Source organism: Leptospira interrogans, from assembly GCF_900156205.1.
GTDB classification, from domain to species: domain Bacteria; phylum Spirochaetota; class Leptospiria; order Leptospirales; family Leptospiraceae; genus Leptospira; species Leptospira interrogans.
The window spans coordinates 115,952-135,887 of the sequence record NZ_FTNA01000006.1 but is presented as its reverse complement, the minus strand read 5'-3'; the positions used below and the strand labels follow the sequence as shown (position 1 = coordinate 135,887).

The following is a 19,936-nucleotide window of genomic DNA, read 5'->3' as shown; positions in this document are numbered from 1 at the left end:
CTACTGCATTTTAAAGTTAGACAATAAAATTCTACTTTGATAAAAATAACAAAATACCATTTATTACTGATAGTTAAATAGAATACCGTTAATTTTTGGTATCATTTCTATACTTTAGAAGGTTGAAACATTCCCATTCTATTGAAATCTTGTCTTAAGTACTATGTATAAAAAGCCAATGACTCCTACTCGAGCCGTAGAGACTTTCATTCTCTGCAAGAAAAAACAAGAACCGGTTTCGGAAGAAGTGATTTTAGTTTTAGATTCTTTTCAATCTTGGAACGAGATCGAACTCACTGGTCTTCTCAATGCTTCTTCTTATTTTCCTGAAATATTAAACGAAACTAGATCTGAACAAACGATTCGATCTCTTTTAGAGCAATTTAAACAAAGGATCGTAGAGATTCCTATTCGATGACTTCCTTTGCAGAACCTAAAGTAATTTACCAAGAAGCTAATCCATACGGAACGTTTACAGCGTATTTAGAAGACGACGGAAGAACCGTTTACCTTTATCTTCAAGCGGAACAAAATCCGGAATTTGGAATCAGATCCGTGTGGGTTTGTAATCGAACTGAAGCTCCCGAAAAAAGAAGTATTGAGGATCTTTCTAACGGCTTGGCTCCGATTCTTCTTCGCACTGAAGTGAACGAATCAAAACCTCACCCTGCTTTAGAAGAAAAAGATATTTATTTTATTTGGACGGAAGAAGGGGACGGAGTCGCTCTTTTTTACAAAGAAAACTTGATCGCTTTTCTTCCTCCTTGGTCTGGAATCAAAGGATTTCATGGATATTCTATTCATGCTAAAGTAGAAGCGCTTACAGCGTATCCTTTGGGCAATTCAGAGTTTGGAATCATCCCGGATCGTGTAAATGTTTCTAGAGATTTTTGGGAGGCTCGTTCCAAATCAGGAGTGTGGAAGGAAATTCAGGAAAAAAGACTTTCTTTCTTGGAATCTATATTCGGAAAACATGATAAATACTGGTCTGCAGACGGAGGAAAATATCCTCAATTAGGAATAGCACGTTTTCAATCGGAAAAATATCCAGAAATTCTAATATATTCTACAATAGGAATGAGCGCTCAAAATATGCCTACTGTGGAACTCTTTCATAAGGATTATGAAAATTTTTCTAGAATTGAACTGATTTTTGCGGTTAAAATTGGTTCGGAAGGATTGGAAAGATCTGAATCTTGGGTTCCACATTTAATCGGAGAATTGATTCGTTTTCCTTGGAATATGGCTAAGTGGTTTGGTAATGGACATACAATTACCATGTCTAGAAAAGATCCAGAGGCGCTTTATTTGGATTTTACTTCCATTCTTTTTAGAGATCTTACTTCTTTCTCAAATACGCCCGATTTAACGGGTCTTATTTCTGAGAACGGAAAGCGAGTTCGATTTTTAACTTTGTTACCGTTATCCGAAGAAGAAAAAGAATATGCGCAAAAAGATGGAATTCAATCTTTCGAACGTATATGGAACGAAAAAGGATTCCCTTGGTATCACGACTCTGAAAGACAATCTCTAATATAAAATAGAAATGTTTTTGGCTGATCCGATAACAATAAACTAACGTAAAACTATCTTCAAAATTTTAGGTTCGAAAAATTATGATACTTAAGTTATTCAAAATGAAATTTTTGATAAAGCAAAAACAAAACTCATCTGTTTTTGTGATCGTTTAAACGAATTAAAGTCGTTTTGTTGTTTATGAATCGTTTTGGTAGATAGGTTAAAATGATTTTTTTAGAAGAAATGATACATTCTATCAGATGTTACACCGCACACTCAGCGTTTTTATTAGCTTTAGCTTGTGCGACTTGTATATGGGTTACACTTCCTTTATCTCTTTTGTCTGAAAGTACAGAAACACAAATACGTGAAAAGATCTGGCAGGAGATTTATAATCAAGATTTTCATTCTTCTAAAAAATTAGTTCAGCTTGAACTTGCTAAAAGTGGTAAAAATGAGACGATCTCTTTGTTATCTTTTCTTGAAATCTCTTTAAATGGGCTTCAGAGACACAAACAAGCTAATGATATTCGTAAAAAAATCTTATCTATATGGGAAACTAAGTATAAGAAAACCTTTGTAGAGGAAAATTATCCGATCAATCTTTCTACTTGGACTAGAATGATAATCGTAAAATCGGATACTATGTTAGTTGGAGCCGAATATTTTATACCTTATCCCATCAATTCAAATAAAGACGGATTTTATTATCATAAGTTTACCTTGTATAATCGTTTCTCAAAGAAGCCAACTCGATTCTTTAAATTAGAAAAATCATCCACAACCAATCAAGAATATTGTCTTTATGAGATCAATTCGGATGGAGAATCCAAACAAATTAAGAATTACGGTGATACTTTGCCTGAGATGAAGGATGAGATGAGCTTTTTAATGGGGTTTTTAAGTATTTAAGAGTGAATTGATAAGCGAAAAACATTGAAAGAGTGTATTTAAAAAGAAAAACCCGCTTCTCAAAGCGGGTTTTAAAATTTCATCCCTTCTTTAGAATGAAAATGTGTTGCTAGATTTACTTATTTCTTCTTTGCAACTTTCTTTTTAGCTGCTTTTTTCTTAGCTGCCTTCTTTGCTGCTTTCTTTTTTGCAACCATTGACTATTCCTCCGTGTTACTAACGTTGAGTTTTAAATGATCTTAAAGCTTAACGCCGTGATTAGAGACATAATTAATGGATCAAGATAAAAATGTAAAGTGTTTTAATATTTTTTTACATTTTTTTTTAATTTATTTATTTTACTGATTGGAATCGTAATTTTTATTCACTTCGATGCAGATGAAAGATATATCATCACTAGGATCTTTCTTACCACGAAACTCTTGAATCGTTTTTAGTACAAGATCAGATAGATCTTGTGGATCTAAGTGATGATTATTCTTTAAAAGATTTAAAAAGTTTTCATCTCCAAAAATTTCTTCGTTATCGTTAAACGTTTCTGTAACTCCATCTGTGAATAAGATTAATTTATCACCAGAGTAAATCGGAATCGTTAAGTGTTTATATTCTGTATGTAAGACGCCTAAAACTCTTTGAGTTTCCGATCTTAATTCTATTTTTCCATCTTTTCGAATACAAATTGGAGAAGAATGACCTGCGTTGATGTAATGAAATGTTTCTTTTTGGGAATTATATTCTCCACAAATGAAAGTCATAAACTCACTTCCTCTATATCTTTCAATGAGAAACGAATTAATTACTTTGAATATCTTAGATAAATCCGATTTTTTTCGAATTTGATTTTGTATGATACCTCTGATCGCGCTCACTAGATAACCAGTTCCTAATCCATGGCCTGAAACATCTCCTAAAGCCAGCAACATCGTGTTTGAATCTAATTTTTGAATATCTAAATAATCACCTGAGATCCCTACAGCTGGTATAGAAAAAAATCCTATTTTAACTCCTTGAATGTGCCTACTTTCCGCTACGTGAAGCGTTTTATCGATGATCGAAGCCATATTAAGATCACGAACAATTCTTTTTTTCTCCACTTCCTCTGCTAATAAAGTATAGTTCTGTAAAAGCATCGAAGCCATTCGAGTACATTCTTTTAAAAAATGAAGTTCTCCTAAGTTAAAGTTTTTTCTGTTTTTCTTTTCTCCCACAAGAAACACAGCCAAAACCTCTTTTCCTCTGGAATAATTGAAAATCGGATATGTAAGTTGTACTCCTGAGTTATGTAGAAATTTGTAAACTGATTCTCGAATTCCAAGTCCATAGGCAAGATGTGTAGTGACCGTAACTTCCGTATTTGTCGCAAAATACTGCCATATTTCGGAGTTGGAAGAGATTCGAATGAAGTTGATGTTTTTCAGATCGGTTCTTGGAAATTTATCCGCAGGTATTAAGACTAAAATTTTAGAAATATCCAGGGCTTCTGAAACTTTTCTCATCATGTTGTTGATGGTAGCTCTCATAGAAATTGGAGCGCTGATCATAGCAGAAATTGTTTCCATAGCGGAGTGTAACTTTTGATTTCGTTTAAAACTCCAAGTATCTACAAGATTAGAAAGACGTCTGTTGATGGAACTCATTGTGTAAATGCTGGAACAAAGAAATAAAACATTAAATTCTTCCAAATACTTATCCGTTGCGATTGGATCGAATTTGAAAAACGCTCCTAACAAAAATAGATAACCTCCTGCTAATATAAGAATTAGATAAATGGAAGTGAGAGAAGAACTGAATGCGATCTGCACAGGAACAATAGAATAAGTAAAGGTTCCGTATATGATCAATGCGGGAAAGATTAGAAATGCAAATAAAATCATAAGTTTAGAAAAATCGGGAGAGATAAACTCCGAAAATTCTACAGAAACAAAAGGTAGAATGGAAATTGCACTGAATGCTAAGATCAGACTTAATTTCTTGAATAAACTCTGAATTGGAAAAAGATTTCGTATCGAGTCTGTTACAAGAAAGAAAATACAGATTACGGAGCTGAATAGTATAAAGTAAACTCCATTTGTGGCAAGTATTCCAAAGATATGAGGATCTGCTTTTTGTGTTCTACCCACAAAACCGGCGATCAAAGAAAAAATAATTTCTGGCGCAAACCAACGAGTGGGAAGTTCCTTTCCTCTAAGTCTGAAAGATATATTCAAAATTACGAATGCGGTAAAATATAGAAAAAAGAAAAATAAAAAATGAAACTCGTGAAATCCAACTAAGAAGAAATTAAATAAACTTAAACAAGACAAGGATCCGAACAATAAAAGCATGTAGAGATCTCTTGTATAAAAGAAAAACCAAATCGCGACAGATAAATAAAGCAACGATATAAGAATGTCCCTTGTGAATTCCTTAACGACTGAATAATATGATTTAGGTGCTAAAATTACAGGAATCGTTTCGCTTACTCCTTTATCGTAAACGTGTATTCCATTTTCATAAGATTGTCCAGACTCGGCCATCTTGATCGCGATTTCTAATTCTAAAAGGTCTACCTTTTTCCCTAAAATACCTGGAAACTCTTCGCTACTTTGAATAATTGTTCCATTTGGGTAGTAATAAAAAGGAGGTTTTAAAGTTTCAGAAGAAGTTTGTAAAACTCCTATCAATAAAACGATACTGAGTAGGATCAGAGATATAAAAAGTAAAAGTATATTTCTCAAGATGGAAACCTCAGGTCATGAATCGAAATCATCGTGCGATTCTTCCAAGTAAGGACCAATGGGTCTTTTTCTATATTCTCTTCTACTTCCCAGCCAGCTGAAAGTAGGTTTTTACTGAAATCTGAATTTTTATGAACTTTGAAATTTTTTCCGGAAGTTTTTAAAGAAATGGTACTTTCACTTTTTCTAATGATTCCTACTAAAAGATCGTATTCCTCGTTCCAGGAGATTTCTTTTAAATAGGATTCTACTAGATGTTTTATGTTGTTTAGACTTTGAAAGGCTCTTGACGTTTTAGCAGAATATAAAGTTCCTAATATATAACAAAGAACTAATACTGAAACCTGATTTGTAACACCTAGTTTTAAAATGACAAAATACGTTTCTTCTCCATCAGAATTTAGAAATTCAATAAGTTCACCTGGTTCTCTGGAAAGAATTTCGATACGGATGGTTCCGATCATTGGTGGTTCTGCTGCTTCTAAAAATTTTCTAATCTTGCCGGCTGTTTCCAACTCTTTTCTGTATTTTTTATTTTCCGCGACTTGAGAAGAGAGAATATGATTATGGACCGCGATTCCACATTTTCCAGAAAGAAAACTTAGATCTTGTCTGACTGAATCTTTGGGAATATTGGATACGGCCAAAAAACCGAAAAGAGTTTCTCTATAAACAAAAGGTAATATAAAATTTGCTCTAAGGCTTACAAAGTCTTCGTTGATTTCGTGGTTCTGATCTTGTTCTCCTATGATTACTCCATTTTTTTTGTTTAAAATGTATTTTAAAAGTTTTGAATCTGGATTGATTCCGTCGTGAATGATTACTTTTCTTTGTTTCTTTTTGGCGTAAGTGTAAAGTTCAAAAGTTTTTAAATCATTATTGAGTAAGGCTAATTTTCCGTAATTGCTTTCAGTCAATCGAACGAGGTCTGGAAAAACGTTTTTAATCAGACCCTCGTGATCAAATTTTCTATATGCCAATCGGGAAGAACGTGGATCGTCACTTAAATATTCGGAAATTAGAATAGACTTAAGTTTGCCGCTGAATTTTTCTTGAAGTGGAAATAGTATAAAAACCGCAAATATTAAAGTAGAAAGTAAACTTACTTCCATATAGTATTCGATTGCGCTTGGAACTGCGGAAAGAATAAAAAAATAGATTCCCAAAGCAATTAGAACCGAACTTCCTTTTGCGAATAGATTGATGATTGTGGAAATGAGATAATAATCCGTAACTAAAGAACGGAATGTTTCTTTAAATCCACTATTGGTATTTTTGCTTTCAGGTTGTATAGTAAGCATTTTCTTCTATATATTTTTCTGTAAAATCACAACCCCAAAATTTCATGGAAATCGTCCCAACATTCAACACTACATTTAAAGAAATTTCAGTATTATTTTTTAAATATTCAGAAAGCTTTTTTAAAGTTTCCGGATTGGCTTCTTTGACCGGAAGTGTTCCGAAATAAATCTGAAGACCTTCGAACGGAATGGGTTCGTCAAAAACTTTGCCAACCGCCATAATCAATCTTCCCCAGTTAGGATCTCCGCCATAAATTGCAGTTTTAACCAAAGGAGAATTTAAAATAGACTTCCCGATTTTTCTTGCTTGGGCTTCACTTTTAGCTCCTGAGATAGTAAGCTCAATCAGTTTCGTTGCACCTTCCCCATCAGTTGCAATCAGTTTGGTAAGATCGATACAAATTTCAGTAAGCGCTTTAGAAAAATCTTGAACACTACTTTCTCCGGATAAACCGTTACAGAGTAATGCAACCGTATCAGACGTTGAAGTATCCGAATCAATTGTTAAACAATTGAAACTTTGATCAACCGAAGATTTTAAAATAGAATATAGATCAGTTCCTTCTGGAAGCGAAACATCCGAAAGAATATAACAAAGCATAGTCGCCATATTTGGTTCAATCATACCGGCGCCTTTTGCGATTCCGTAAATTGTTCCTTGTCCTGATTTCGTTTTAATATTTCGGGAAGAAATTTTTTTTCTAGTATCCGTTGTCATAATCGCCTCGGCGACTTCTTCCAAGTTGCCCGGTTTTAAAAGGGATTTCGCTTTTTTGCAAGCTGGCAGAATGATTTCCATTTTCAGAGGAACTCCGATTACACCAGTAGACGAAGGAAGGACTAACGTTTCTTTGATATCAAGAGATTCTCCAATTATCTTACAAATTTCTCTTGAATTTTGAATTCCTTTTTCGCCAGTTGCAACGTTCGAGTTTTTAGAATTGATAACAATTGCCTGAAGAACTCCGGACCGAACGTGTTCTTTGCCAACAATCACTGGAGCTCCTGGAAAATTGTTTTTGGTAAACACAGCAGTCGCCTTACACGGGATTTCGGAATAAATAACTCCAAAATCCTTTGTATCGTCCTTGATACCGATATTAATTCCAAAAGATAAAAATCCTTTAGGCATGTGCATGAGTAGATCCCTTGAGCGAGTCGATTGGATCTATATTTAGAAAATTATCTCTGTCGAAAAGAATAAATTCAGGATGTTTCGGTCTGATAACGAGTGGGAATCGTAACTGAAAAAATGGTTCCACCTTCTGGATTATCAAAAACTTTAACGGAACCGTGGTGAAGACGAACGATATGTTTCACAATAGAAAGACCTAAACCGGTTCCACCTTCTTTTCGGGAACGATTTTTATCGACTCGGAAGAATCTTTCGAAAATTCTAATCTTGTCCTCATCTTGAATACCAATTCCCTGATCAATTACTTGAAATTGAACCTGATCCGATTTGATAGGTAAAATTTTGAGAGTAATCGTTTTTCCTTCGGAAGAATAAGACGACGCGTTTGAAATTAAATTTAAGAGCATGTGTTCTAAAAGGATCCAGTCCGCAGAAATCATCAAAGGATTGGGCATCTCAACTACAAACTTCTGACCTTTGGATGAAACAACTCCTTCTACTGTATAACTTAGGTTTTCTACGAGAGATTTTAAGGAGAATTCTTCTTCACTTGAAATTTTGGTTTGGTTTTCGATTCGTGTGATTGTGAGCATGTCCTCTACGATCCGAACCATACGATCCGTGTTCCTAGAAATTGCGTCTAAAAATCTTTTTTCATGGCTTTCAGGCGAAAGGCGCAAACGATCGAGTAACGTTTCCGTATATCCCTTAATGGATGTAATAGGAGTTTTGAGTTCATGAGAAGCGTTTTGAACGAATTGCTCTCGAATGATGTGGGATTGTTTTTCTTCGGTGATGTTTCGGATTACTCCGATGTACATTAGAGTTTTACCGTTTGTTTTAAGAGGATACATTTTGATCGCGTAAAAATTTTGACCAAGGTCGAGTTCCATTTTAGAATCGCCGGAGCCTTTAAGGTGGTTTAATACAAATTCTAGAAGCCTTAAATCTCTAGTTGCATCGGTTAATTTCCTAGATCTTGAATTTGGTTCGATCAAAGATCCTGGAACACTTTTATTTTGAAAAAGAATAGAAGCGTTTTCCGGATCGATTGCAAAAACTCCTTCCTTTAAGTTTTGTAAAACGGAATCGAATTTTTCTTTTTCTATCGTGAGATCCACAAATTGATTTTTAAGTCTTGTAGACATTAAGTTGATCGAAGACGCAAGGTCTGCAAGCTCTCGAATATCAGAAAGTGTTAGTTCTGAACCGAAATCACCTGCGTTAATTTCTCCGGTTTTTTTTTTCGATTCGATCTAATGGTTCTACAACACTTTTAGCGATTGAGTAAGACATGTAGAATGTACCAAACATCGCAAAAAGAACGTAAAAAGAGAACAAAAGGATTTTAAAATCAGAATGAACGAACTTCTCTACGAAAAGAGCAATACCGGCGACCACAAGAAGTACAAGTAGAAGTAGCCAATTACTAAGAAGAAGTTTTGAAAATAAACTACGCCTCATTGAATCTATAGCCGATTCCGCGTATCGTTTCTAGTCTTTCCTTTTCGTCTCCGAGTTTATCGCGTAGTCTTTTGATATTTACGTCTACTGCTCTATCGGTAACGTAAATATCTTTTCCCCAGACTCGATCCAATAGTTTATCTCTAGTAAAGGCGACTCCTGGATTGGTCATAAAAAGATTTAGTATTTTATACTCTATTAAAGTTAAATCGACTTCAGAGTTATTTATGAAGGCTTTATGCGCTTTCAGATTGAGAAAGATATTTCCAATCGTGATATTTCCTTCGAATTCATCTTCTTCTTCATCTTTGATTCTTCTTAAAACGGAGCGTACCCTGGCGATTAATTCCCTTGTGCTAAATGGTTTACGAACATAATCGTCCGCCCCTAATTCCAAACCGAGAACTGCTTCGGTTTCTCCAGATTTTGCGGTAACCATAATGATCGGCATAGAATACTTTTCTTTGATTTTCTTGCAAAGATCCATACCTCCGATTCCGGGAAGCATAAGATCTAAGATGATTAAGTCAGGAGTATTTTTTTCCAATTTTGGAAGTACTTCTAATCCATTTTGGCATGTATCTACTTGGTAACCGTTTTCTTCTAAATGAAATCGGATCAGCTCGGCTATATCTTCCTCATCGTCTACGACGAGAACTTTTTGCCCTGGGTTCCCTGATTGATTTTTCATGATTCCTGTACTTTTTTACCGGTTTATCGTAGTTTTTTACAAACCGATTTTCTTTTTAAAAAATCGGAGCCTGCAAGAGCACCGGGTAGGTCTTATCATCTTAATATTTCAGAAATGCGTTACAATTGAAATACGAAAAAATTACAAACTACAGAAAAAGGCTTCTAATTTTGCAGTAGTTTCCAAATTCGCAATGCAGAGAAAATTCTCTTTCAAGAATCATTGATTTTATAACTTTCACAATCAAAAGTCGTATTGTAACATTACACCACACCGAATCACAATACTTTCAGAAATTTAAAAATACTGATCTCTATAAAGTTGAGAGTCTTAGATTTTTATCGCAAAACCTTATTTTATAACAAAATATTATATGCTTTATAGTCCTAATACAATGTGAGCAGGAAGGTAAGAAAATTCGTTTTATCATAAGTCAATTTTTTCGTAAAAAAATAAATGTGGGAACTCTCACAAATCGTAGATTGACTAGTTAAACTTTGAAAATTGTGATACTATTTTGAGAGACAAAAGAATCATCGTCTAATCCGATTTTTACACAAAACCTCTGTTTTGCGGCTGACGTGCTCCGTTTTTAGTACCAGTGTAATGTGTAGAAAATCCATTCAAGCAAAACGTCTTAAATATTCCTCTGGAGTTAGACCTCCGAGTGAACTATGCAGTCTTTCTGAATTGTAGAAGATTCTCCATTCTTCTATAAAGCGCTTGGGCTTCTTCAAGATTTTGTGTGAGTTCTCACAATTTGAATATGATAGATTCAATTGTTATAAACTTCTATTTTATAGATTGTGGTAGTTTCTACATTTTAGGAATTGATTTGTAAAGTCCAGACCCCAATTTTTTTCAGAAAAATGAATCGTGGATCTTTCCACCAACTCACGTTAAAATATAAATTTATAATAGTTCCCACAGATTAAGGCACATTACAGATTTTTAACATTCATTTTTTGTAATTCGAGTCGGGGAGTCTCACATTTATTTTTTATGGAAAAATCAGGTTTTTATAAAACATCCTTACGCCAAATTCACGTTAACTATAGGAAACCTTTATAAAAGAGTTGTTGAAAAATTTCCTAGTTCCGATTAACAAAACTGCTTTAATTGCCCGTTTCATAAAATAGAAACAGATGGAGAATTAATTTTTCAACAATTCTAAAATAGATTTTAAATTTTTGTGAAAGCTATAAAACGGGATTTTATATAAGAATTTGAAGACGATCATTCTTCTTAAATTTATAAAAGTTCCCTATAACCAAATAAAGATGAAAATTACTTGTAGAGTTTAGTCGATTATCCATTTTCAGTTTTGTGAAAATCTTTATCATCTAACTGAGCGTTGATTTTTCGAATTAGAGTACGTTGACGAAAAATGGAAAAAACCAAAAATCCACCAAGTAATAGAGCACCTATTAAATAAACTTCATTTAAACTCTTTAATCTTTCGTGTTCTTCTTCGATCGCTTTAATACTTTCCAAATGAGAAATTAGAAAGTAGAAGTTGTCCGCCTTAGGCCATTCTTTTTTAGATTCTTCTCGGATTTGACTGATTAAGACTACAGCTTCCTCTTTTTTCATTTTTTGTAGGAAAGGAAAAATCCGATCAAGGTCAGAATTGAGAAATTCTTTCGCACTCATTGTGGGTTTTGAAGTTGTATCCGCAAAAGCGTTGTTTGTTGGAATTAAAGCGAAAAAAATTAAAAAGGAAATAAGAGAAACTCTAAAATTAACTGGATTCATTCAAAAAAGCCTAATTTATTTTTCCATTCTTTGGTATATGGATTTCTATAATGGACAAGATAGATTCCCGTTAAAATTGCGAAAACACAAAAGAGAATACTACTCGTGATTAAAATAAAAGCGAGCATACCGGTCTGTATTAAAAATTCAAGATCTAGAAAAAATAAAACGGATAGAGGAGAAAATCCGAGAAGGAATAAACCGGATAATATAATTTTAATATGACGCACTGGAACGATGTGTAACATCACTCTGCGTTTTAAGTCCGGTGGAACAGGCGTATTTGTTTGAGAATTTAGAGTTTCGTCTTCGAAAAAGTGAAGTTTTTCCTCGAGTTCCGCCGGAACGAAATCATTCTTTTTTTTCATTATTTAACCAATCTTTCATGATTTCTTTACCTCTGAAAATATAACTCTTTAAAGTGTTCATTTTCAAGTTTAATTTTTTAGAAATTTCTTTATAAGACATGTTTTCGAAATAGTGAAGTGTGATCGGTTTTCTATAAAGCTCTGGCAGCCTTGCTACTAGATTTCTAATTTTCTCTGAGTTTTCCTGTTTTAGAAATTTTGATTCCTGCTCGGAATAGATCTCACCTTCTTTTTCGTTTTCTGCTAAAAGAAGCGCGTCTAATCCGGAGATTTCCGGGTATTCTTTGCGGTATTTTCGAATAATCTCGTTACGAGCGATTACAAATAACCAAGTGGAGAATTGTGATTTACCTTGAAACGTAGATAAACTTTCAAAAGCTTTTAAGAAAATGTCCTGTGTAAAGTCTTCAGCTTCGGTCTCGTTTCGAAACGCTTTGATCGCTTGGGAATAAACCAAACCTTGATAACGATTCATCAACAGTTCAAAAGAATTGAAATCGCCGTGCAAAACTTTCTGAATGCAGTCCCAGTCTTCCCGGTTGCATAGGATTGGTTCCCTCATCAGGACTGGGAAAATTTATAATAACAGAGTAATCCCAGACCGGTTCCTAGTGGGACAAGTCCGCCGAGCATTGCAAGCGATTGTCCTAAAACAGAAATGAATCCGATGGAAAGCGCGATTCCTACAAAGGTAAGAATCAAACCTAAAAAGAAAGAATAAGTTCTAAGATCGAAAGTTTCTTTTTTATAAAGTCCTGCTTTGATAATTTCGATTCTTTGTCTATACCACCAATAAAAAACAAAAAATAATAAGGCAGATCCGAATACGATTCCAAAAATAGGAACTAAGTAGAGAACTACTTTATAATCGGATCCGGAATTGGAACTTTGACTCTGAAGATGTTTCAGAATCAAATCCAGTGTTTCTAAGAGTTTAGCTTTTTCTTCTGGGTTCATCTTACAACGACTGCAGCTTTTTTATTTTCGGCTTTAGTCTTAAAGTAAGGAATTCTTTCTTCAATTCCAGGACGGTTGACTAAGGATTGATACCATTCTTCTTCTTGAAAACTTTCCTTTAAAAATGAACTACGTATTTCTTTTTGAAATAAGTTTTTAATAATCTTCATTGTTTTTTACTTCCTTTATAATTGCAATATTAGAAAAATATAATTTTCTATTAAAACTTATCCAGAAATTTGACGATTCACAATTTCATTTTATGTGTGAGTTCCTATATTATAGGATTTTCGGATCAGTTTTTTGAAAACGATTCAAAGTTACTTCTATTTCATTTAACATAAAATCGGATGATTTTCTATTGGATTGACCAATTTTATGTCTTATTAAAATGATCGACAGATAGTAAATTTTTCAAGAGTCATTTTATCCACAATTTCTACGGCGCATACTAGATGAAGAAAAAAATACTTTTAAGCGTTTATTTCAAAACCTTAAGGAAAATAGACTACTGAAAGTTATACAATAGATTGTCTAAAACTCCCTCTTTAAATGGGGTTTGTCTTAAAACTGGAACTTTCAAAAACGTATTTATGCAAAATTACTAATTGGCTGAAAGAAACAAAATTTGTAGGAACTCATATAAATTATGTCTTATTTCTATGAGTTTACGGGTTTTTAAAATTTTATTCCATTAAATAACGTGAGTTCAGAGAAAGAATTTTCTAAAGGTATGAGTTCCTTACGGTTTTAGAATTTGTTTGTAAAATCATGATTTGTGGTAGTTCCCACATTTTAGGAATCGATCTGTAAAGTCCGGATCCCAACTTTTTTCAAAAAAATGAATCATGGCTGAAGTTTACGTTAAATAGGAAATCATCATACGACGGTTCTTGTGAGAACACCATATTGGATTAAAGATTCAAAAGTGATTTATTCTAAGATTTTGTAATAAGTTCTAGAAAATTTTTGTAATAGTTCCTACATTTTTCCTGTTTTAGAGCCAACCACTTACTCGGACTTATAAAGATAATACTGATACTACTCATAACTATATAATAAAGTACCTAATATTTTACATAGAATCAGCGTTTTGTGATAGAATTAACGGTACTTATTTTTATAGAGATTAGTAACTTGTTTCAAAACTTAAAATGTGGGATCTCACTCCTTCAAAAAGCCAACAAACACGTGTTAAATATAATTTTTTAAAAGCTTCTATATCTTTGGTAAAATCGATCGTTAACTTTTGGCACTACTTTTATACGTACGAGTAAGTAATTTTACATTAAACTTACGTTATCTTAGAACCGTCCAAAAACTGAAAGATTTGCTGATTGGAAGTTACTGGAAAATTCGCAAATAACTAAGAACTTGTCCCAAAACCTCAAGATGTGGGAACTCACACAAAAATTTAACAATATTAGAATTGCTTGAAAGTTCGCAAATTACCAAATGTAACGGTTTTTGTAGGAACCATTGTGTTTTATTAAAAATTTCTAAAGAACTATCATGTAAATTATTTAAGGTTTTGGGACAAGTTCTAAAGTAAATTAACGCGAAAGGGATCGATGCGAGGTCAATAAATTGAAGTTAAAGACAATTGTTGTATTATGTTTCCTTTATGCAATTTATTGACCAGAGCTGAGAGCCCAGTCCGGCTGCCCGCGGCAAGCTGGATTCGCCCAGATTTTCTTACGTCAAACTCACGTTAAAAATGCAATCATTCTTACATGATTAGAATTGTAAGAACTTTTACTAAAAACGGTAGGAATGCCGTAATCATTTCTAAAAAATACGATCATATGAATTTGACAGTTTTTGTGGCAACTTCAGTAGTTTATTAGAAATTTCTAAAGTATGATCCTCTAGGTTTTTTGAGGTTTTGGTACAAACTCTTAATTCTTTTTTGAAAATTTACGAGAGGGATCGAAAAAGGGCGGGCTGCTTAAATTTGGTTCTACAAAAATAGGTTCCCTGTTAAAGTTCGCGTGTTCTCTCAGAAAATTTACGATGATTCTTCCGGTGGCTCCCCAAAGTAACCCTTCTTTTAAATCAAAATAATAAATTTCTATTTCATTTGCACCGGACCTTCGAATTCGAATCGAATAAAACGGAGAACTTTCCAGAAGGTTCAGATCCAAAAGAATAAAACGTTCTACTTCTTCCGGGTTTGTATTAAATAGAAAGGATCCTTTGTAATGCGCAATAAACGGGGAAATATGAAACCCAGTAAAAGTAAAAATTCCATTATATTCTCCTAAAACCTCTAGAAAGGAACTAGATTCACCCATCTCTTCTTCCCATTCCCTAAGTGCGGTATTTAAAAGATTTTTATCTTTTGGAGAATAGGCTCCTCCTGGAAAAGAAATTTGTCCTGGATGTGTTTTTAGATTGGAATTCCTTTTTTGAAGTATGATTCCTTGACTGCGATCTGATTCTTCATAAATGGAAAGAATGACTGACGAAGCTCTGGATTTTTCTTGTCCGATAGGTGGAATTGGAATTCCTATAAAATTTTCCTGAGGGATTATAAGGCGTTCTTTGAGTGATTGAAAGTCCAATCGCATTCTTAAGGTATATTCAAATATTAGAATTTATTTATTCGAACTTTTTATTAATTGGAATCAAACCTTTGATATTCGATTCGTAAGGTACGTTTTCTAAAGCCGCTAATATAGACGGGCCGTAGTGTATCACTTTCCATTCCGAAAAAAGATTCATTTTCCTCAATTCGTCTAAGGTTTTTGGATTTTTTTGAGAGAGTTCTGCAATCATCTTGTTAGAAGGCATCATCTGATGACTCATTCTTCGTATCGACATGATTGTCTCTCTCCAAATTCTCAGACGTTTGAAACGTTCTCCTTCTTCGTTGGTAAGGTTTTCTCCCGGTTTTTTAAAAAGCTCTGACTTTTGGATCGGAGGTCCGCTAGGATTTGCATAGATTTGAAAAAGTGTTTCTGCGTCTTTTTTACCTACGATTTCGGTTAACTTTTTCATATCTCTTCTTGCTTTCATGAGTAGAACTACTTTCTCATTATTAAATACTCTAAAAGGCGCCTTGTTTAACTTTCTAGATTTATCGTCCCTGAAAACCAATGTGTCGTATATAAATCTTCTTTCGTCTGCGCTATATTCCAAAATCTCCGGAAACTTATCCATAGATATAGAATTTCCTTCAGAGCCTGGTTCTTCAGAAGCGATCTTTTCAAATTCGGAAATTGCTTCTTCGTAAAGATTTCTTTTGATAAGCTCTTCCTTCATTTTTTCCCAAATCGTTTCCAGATAAACCGTATCTAAGGCTGCATATTGAAGTTGGCTTTTTTCGAGAGGCCTTTTTTCCCAATTGGATTTTTGTTCCTTCTTGGAAAGTTTAATCTTGTGATAGTAATCCACAAGATACGTTAGGGAATATTGTTCATGATCCAGAAGACGAGAACTAAATCCTGTATCCGCGATATTTTGAAATTGAAAACCGAAATCTTTCTTGAGAGCTTTAATGTCGTCGATAGCAGAATGAAATATTTTTAGGATTTTTTTATCTTCAAATAAGTTTCCAAGACTTTCTAAATTCTGTAACTTTAAAGGATCAATGATGTAATTTTTTCCTTTAGCGGAAATTTGAATCAGACATACCTTAGAAAAATACGTATAATAACCTGAGGACTCTGTATCTACGGAAATAGAATCCGCCTGACTCAGATTGATGAGGACTAGTTGTAGGCTTCGAGCTGTGTCAACGACTATGTAATCGGAATTTATTTGCATGAAAAACGCAACCTGAGATTTTAAGCTTAAGAAGGCAGAGAATGAGTCGAATTCCCGATAAATCCAGAATAAGAAGACAAGCCCAGGATGACAAACCAAAAGAGGAATGTGCGATTTTTGGTATATTTAATTCATCGGAGGCTTCTAATTTCACCTATTTAGGTCTTTACTCGATGCAACATCGGGGGCAGGAATCGAGCGGAATCGTTTCTTCGGACGGGGAACACTTATATCGTTATGCTGGAATGGGCTTGGTGGCTCATATCTTTACGGAAACCAAATTAAAGGAACTGCAAGGAAATGCGGCTATCGGCCACAATCGATATTCTACAACTGGGGCTTCTTTTTTAAGAAATGCTCAGCCTCTTCGAGTAGAATCCCACTTAGGAGCCGTTTCTTTGGCTCATAATGGAAATTTGGTTAATTCTTGGGAACTTAGAAGCCAACTCGAAAAAGAAGGAAGTATCTTTCAGACTACGATTGATTCCGAAGTAATTGTTCATCTAATGGCTCGTTCTGGAGAAACGGACTTTCTTTCTGCTCTTTCTTCCGCTCTTAAAAAAGTAAGAGGGGCATATTCACTTGTAATTCTTACAAAAACCCAATTGATTGCAGTCAGAGATCCAAATGGGTTTCGTCCTTTAGTGATGGGTCGTCGAGAAGACGGATCGATCGTATTTGCTTCGGAAACCTGTGCGTTTGATATTACGGATACGAAATATGAAAGAGATGTAGAACCGGGCGAGATGATCGTAGTTGATAAGAATGGAATGAATTCTTATTATCCGTTTCCAAAAGCTTCCCCGAGTCTTTGTATTTTTGAGTATATCTATTTCGCAAGACCCGATTCTAGTATCTTTGGAGAGTCGGTTTATAAAGTTCGAAAGAATTTAGGAAGATTTTTAGCTAGAGAATTACCCGTTCCAGCGGATGTAGTCATTCCAGTTCCGGACTCTGCCAACATAGCTGCGTTAGGTTATGCAGAAGAATCTGGAATTTCTTATCAATCTGGTTTGATCCGTTCTCATTACATCGGTAGAACTTTTATAGAGCCGGATCAGAAAATTCGGGATTTTGGAGCTAAGATTAAATACAATGTAGTTCGAAACGTAGTCGAAGGAAAAAGGGTGATCGTAGTTGACGATTCGATTATGAGAGGAACGACGAGTCGAAAAATCATCAAAATGATTCGAAATGCTGGCGCTAAAGAAATTCATCTTAGAGTTTCTGCACCTCCTACTATATCACCTTGTTATTATGGAATCGATATTCCTACTCATAACGAATTGATCGCGGCGACTCACACGATCGAAGAAATTCGAAAGTATTTAAGAGTGGATAGTATCGCTTATCTTTCCGTCGAGTCTATGAACCGTGCCGTAATGGATCATAAAGGTGGTGGGTTTTGTAACGCGTGTTTTACGGCTCAATACCCAGTGGAGTTTCAGAGCGAGTTAGGAAACCAGAAAAGTCTTTTTAAAGAATATCAAGTGGAAGAAAGGGTCGTTTATTGAGTTTGTTCCAAAGTTATTGAATAGAATTTGGCTTTGGACGAATCCTGCTAACTGATTATAAAAACAAGTTTAAATGAAATGTGGGACCTGGCTCTCAGCTCTGGTTAATAAATTGCATAAAAGAAACATTATACATCATATTATTTGTAGTTTCAATTTATTATAGAACGCGATTTGTCGAATGCTCTAAAAGCGACCCAATAAGAAGCCAATAACCAACCCCACAAGTGTTGTATCTCAAGATTAATCTGGTCGGAATTACGACAAGTCCTCTATGAAACTTAGTTCCTACAACGCGATCCATAGAGTGTTGTGTTGAGTTTCAAACGCGATCTATCGAACGACCTGCAGAGCGATCCGATGCATTGAGTTCAGGTAGTAGTTGCACCTGAGTTTTTTGTTGGCTCAGATTTCCTTTCTCTGAATTCACATGGTTAAAGTGTAAACTATTACGTAATGTGAGTTCGACGTAAAGAATTCATTTTTCTGAAAAAAGTTGGGATCTGAATTTTACAGATCTATTTCTAAAATGTGGGAACTACCACTCATTTCCATTTAGAATTTATACAATTCCCACTTGTCTGGGTTTGAGAAATCATATATGGATCATCCAAAACAATCCTTAAAACGTGGGAACTACTACAAAGATCAAATTTTAAAAAAGATAATTACAAAATGATAAACTGGTTTCTAAACAACGGTTTCTGTGGAAGTGCTGCTGACATGCCCGGAATTTATGAACAAATTCTAAAATTGTAGGAACTACTCTAAAAAATTTTTTCAACCGCCAAACTCGCGTTAGATAGATATAGATGCTTTATTATGTAGCTATGAGTAAAAAACTTTAAATCCTACAATTTCTGCGAGAACTCATACAAAATCTAACAACGTAAAGAACCGTTTGAAGTGCGTAAATTACCGAAGGAAACGGTTTTTATGGGAGCCATTACTTCACGTTTTTTGTTAAAAACTTGCAAAATGGATTTCCATTAAATTTTGGGTAATTCTTTTTGAAATCAATCTTACAATGGGAGTGTTCCAAAGCCATCTTTATGAAACTTAGAATGTTACAAATTGACTCGTTTGCGGAAAAAGTTTTTCAAGGAAATCCAGCCGCCGTTTGTCCATTACAAGAATGGATCTCCGACGAATGGATGCAAAAGATTGCGTCGGAAAACAATCTGAGTGAAACCGCCTTTTTTGTGCTTGAAGGAGAATCGTATCGGATTCGGTGGTTTACGCCTTTACGCGAAGTGGATCTTTGTGGTCATGCTACTTTGGCTGCAGCCTATCATCTTTTTCGAGAAGGTGAAGTGATAGGAGACAAGTTAAATTTTCAATCCTTATCTGGGGAATTAAACGTATTTAAAAAAGAAAATATTCTCTATTTGGATTTTCCTTCTCGGAAACCAGAAAAAGTAGAAACTCCAAAAGAGATTTTGAATTCATTTTCAATTTCTCCTAAAGAAGTTTTTAAATCTAGAGATTATATGCTCTTGTATGAAAATGAAAACCAACTTAAAAAGTTAGAATATTCTGTGGAGGGAGTTAGAGAACTGAATACATTAGGCATCATTGCTACTTGTGTGGGAAACGATTCTTACGATTTTTTGTCTCGGTTTTTTGCTCCGTCTGTGGGTTTGTATGAAGATCCGGTAACCGGTTCTGCACATTGTACTCTCATTCCATTTTGGTCTGAGCGTTTGGGTAAAAAAATAATGAAAGCATATCAAACTTCTGCTCGAGGTGGAAAACTTTTTTGCGAAGATTTAGGAGAAAGAGTTCGTATTGGAGGAACTTGTGTTCCCTATTTGGATGGGTGGATTGAAATATAAA

At 34.5% G+C, this 19,936-nt stretch carries 17 protein-coding genes and 2 pseudogenes; 6 read left to right on the top strand and 13 right to left on the bottom strand.

Annotated features, from left to right (window positions below):
- Window positions 1-163: 163 nt before the first annotated feature.
- From BW942_RS07270 to BW942_RS07260, 3 genes are all read left to right on the top strand, one after another.
- Complete coding sequence (locus tag BW942_RS07270) at window positions 164-418, top strand: hypothetical protein (RefSeq protein WP_000277167.1); 255 nt, start codon at window positions 164-166, stop codon at window positions 416-418.
- Window positions 415-1,539, top strand: coding sequence for a suppressor of fused domain protein (locus tag BW942_RS07265; RefSeq protein WP_000200272.1), 1,125 nt, complete (start codon window positions 415-417; stop codon window positions 1,537-1,539). Before BW942_RS07270 ends, BW942_RS07265 begins: the two co-directional genes overlap by 4 nt.
- Before the next feature lie 204 nt (window positions 1,540-1,743).
- The gene (locus tag BW942_RS07260) at window positions 1,744-2,430 is read left to right on the top strand and encodes a hypothetical protein (protein ID WP_000576459.1); all 687 of its coding nucleotides are present in this window, start codon (window positions 1,744-1,746) and stop codon (window positions 2,428-2,430) included.
- Window positions 2,431-2,768: 338 nt separating this feature from the next.
- Here BW942_RS07260 and BW942_RS07255 read toward each other — a convergent pair whose 3' ends face one another.
- From BW942_RS07255 to BW942_RS07205, 11 genes and pseudogenes are all read right to left on the bottom strand, one after another.
- Window positions 2,769-5,147, bottom strand: coding sequence for a PP2C family protein-serine/threonine phosphatase (locus tag BW942_RS07255; RefSeq protein WP_001244388.1), 2,379 nt, complete (start codon window positions 5,145-5,147; stop codon window positions 2,769-2,771).
- Window positions 5,144-6,448, bottom strand: a complete 1,305-nt coding sequence (locus BW942_RS07250) for a hypothetical protein (protein WP_000955953.1) — start codon at window positions 6,446-6,448, stop codon at window positions 5,144-5,146. The genes BW942_RS07255 and BW942_RS07250 overlap by 4 nt, the downstream gene beginning before the upstream one ends.
- Window positions 6,429-7,580: a bifunctional glutamate N-acetyltransferase/amino-acid acetyltransferase ArgJ gene (argJ, locus tag BW942_RS07245; RefSeq protein WP_001123874.1), complete on the bottom strand. Its 1,152-nt coding sequence runs from the start codon at window positions 7,578-7,580 to the stop codon at window positions 6,429-6,431. Before argJ ends, BW942_RS07250 begins: the two co-directional genes overlap by 20 nt.
- Window positions 7,581-7,654: 74 nt before the next feature.
- Window positions 7,655-9,047 (bottom strand): annotated as a pseudogene (locus BW942_RS07240) (HAMP domain-containing sensor histidine kinase).
- Entirely contained in the window at window positions 9,037-9,738 is a 702-nt protein-coding gene (locus BW942_RS07235; protein ID WP_000795919.1) for a response regulator, read from the bottom strand. The pseudogene BW942_RS07240 and the gene BW942_RS07235 overlap by 11 nt, the downstream one beginning before the upstream one ends.
- A gap of 623 nt (window positions 9,739-10,361) precedes the next feature.
- The gene (locus BW942_RS22215; protein ID WP_096637613.1) at window positions 10,362-10,517 is read right to left on the bottom strand and encodes an integrase core domain-containing protein; all 156 of its coding nucleotides are present in this window, start codon (window positions 10,515-10,517) and stop codon (window positions 10,362-10,364) included.
- 529 nt (window positions 10,518-11,046) lie between these two features.
- The gene (locus tag BW942_RS07225) at window positions 11,047-11,493 is read right to left on the bottom strand and encodes a hypothetical protein (protein ID WP_001070328.1); all 447 of its coding nucleotides are present in this window, start codon (window positions 11,491-11,493) and stop codon (window positions 11,047-11,049) included.
- Window positions 11,490-11,861 (bottom strand): hypothetical protein, encoded by a 372-nt coding sequence (locus BW942_RS07220; protein WP_000728628.1) that lies wholly within the window; start codon window positions 11,859-11,861, stop codon window positions 11,490-11,492. Before BW942_RS07220 ends, BW942_RS07225 begins: the two co-directional genes overlap by 4 nt.
- Complete coding sequence (locus BW942_RS07215) at window positions 11,845-12,423, bottom strand: RNA polymerase sigma factor (protein WP_001209037.1); 579 nt, start codon at window positions 12,421-12,423, stop codon at window positions 11,845-11,847. Before BW942_RS07215 ends, BW942_RS07220 begins: the two co-directional genes overlap by 17 nt.
- Window positions 12,423-12,818, bottom strand: coding sequence for a hypothetical protein (locus tag BW942_RS07210; RefSeq protein ID WP_001067616.1), 396 nt, complete (start codon window positions 12,816-12,818; stop codon window positions 12,423-12,425). Before BW942_RS07210 ends, BW942_RS07215 begins: the two co-directional genes overlap by 1 nt.
- Window positions 12,815-12,988 carry an LIMLP_16695 family PerRB-regulated protein gene (locus BW942_RS07205; RefSeq protein WP_000691535.1) on the bottom strand — a complete coding sequence of 58 codons (174 nt, stop codon included), beginning with the start codon at window positions 12,986-12,988 and terminating at the stop codon, window positions 12,815-12,817. Before BW942_RS07205 ends, BW942_RS07210 begins: the two co-directional genes overlap by 4 nt.
- Between BW942_RS07205 and BW942_RS22210 the strand changes: the two are divergent.
- Window positions 12,988-13,188 (top strand): annotated as a pseudogene (locus BW942_RS22210) (hypothetical protein). The gene BW942_RS07205 and the pseudogene BW942_RS22210 overlap by 1 nt on opposite strands.
- 1,528 nt (window positions 13,189-14,716) lie before the next feature.
- Here BW942_RS22210 and BW942_RS07190 read toward each other — a convergent pair.
- On the bottom strand, window positions 14,717-15,388 hold the full coding sequence (locus BW942_RS07190; protein WP_001234817.1) for an NUDIX hydrolase: 672 nt from the start codon (window positions 15,386-15,388) through the stop codon (window positions 14,717-14,719).
- Window positions 15,389-15,419: 31 nt separating this feature from the next.
- Window positions 15,420-16,586, bottom strand: coding sequence for a ribonuclease D (locus tag BW942_RS07185; RefSeq protein WP_001166720.1), 1,167 nt, complete (start codon window positions 16,584-16,586; stop codon window positions 15,420-15,422).
- A gap of 41 nt (window positions 16,587-16,627) precedes the next feature.
- Here BW942_RS07185 and purF point away from each other — a divergent pair, with 41 nt between their 5' ends.
- Window positions 16,628-18,100, top strand: a complete 1,473-nt coding sequence (purF, locus tag BW942_RS07180; RefSeq protein WP_000086941.1) for an amidophosphoribosyltransferase — start codon at window positions 16,628-16,630, stop codon at window positions 18,098-18,100.
- Window positions 18,101-19,152: 1,052 nt separating this feature from the next.
- Window positions 19,153-19,935, top strand: coding sequence for a PhzF family phenazine biosynthesis protein (locus tag BW942_RS07175; RefSeq protein WP_000776815.1), 783 nt, complete (start codon window positions 19,153-19,155; stop codon window positions 19,933-19,935).
- Window position 19,936: the final 1 nt, after the last annotated feature.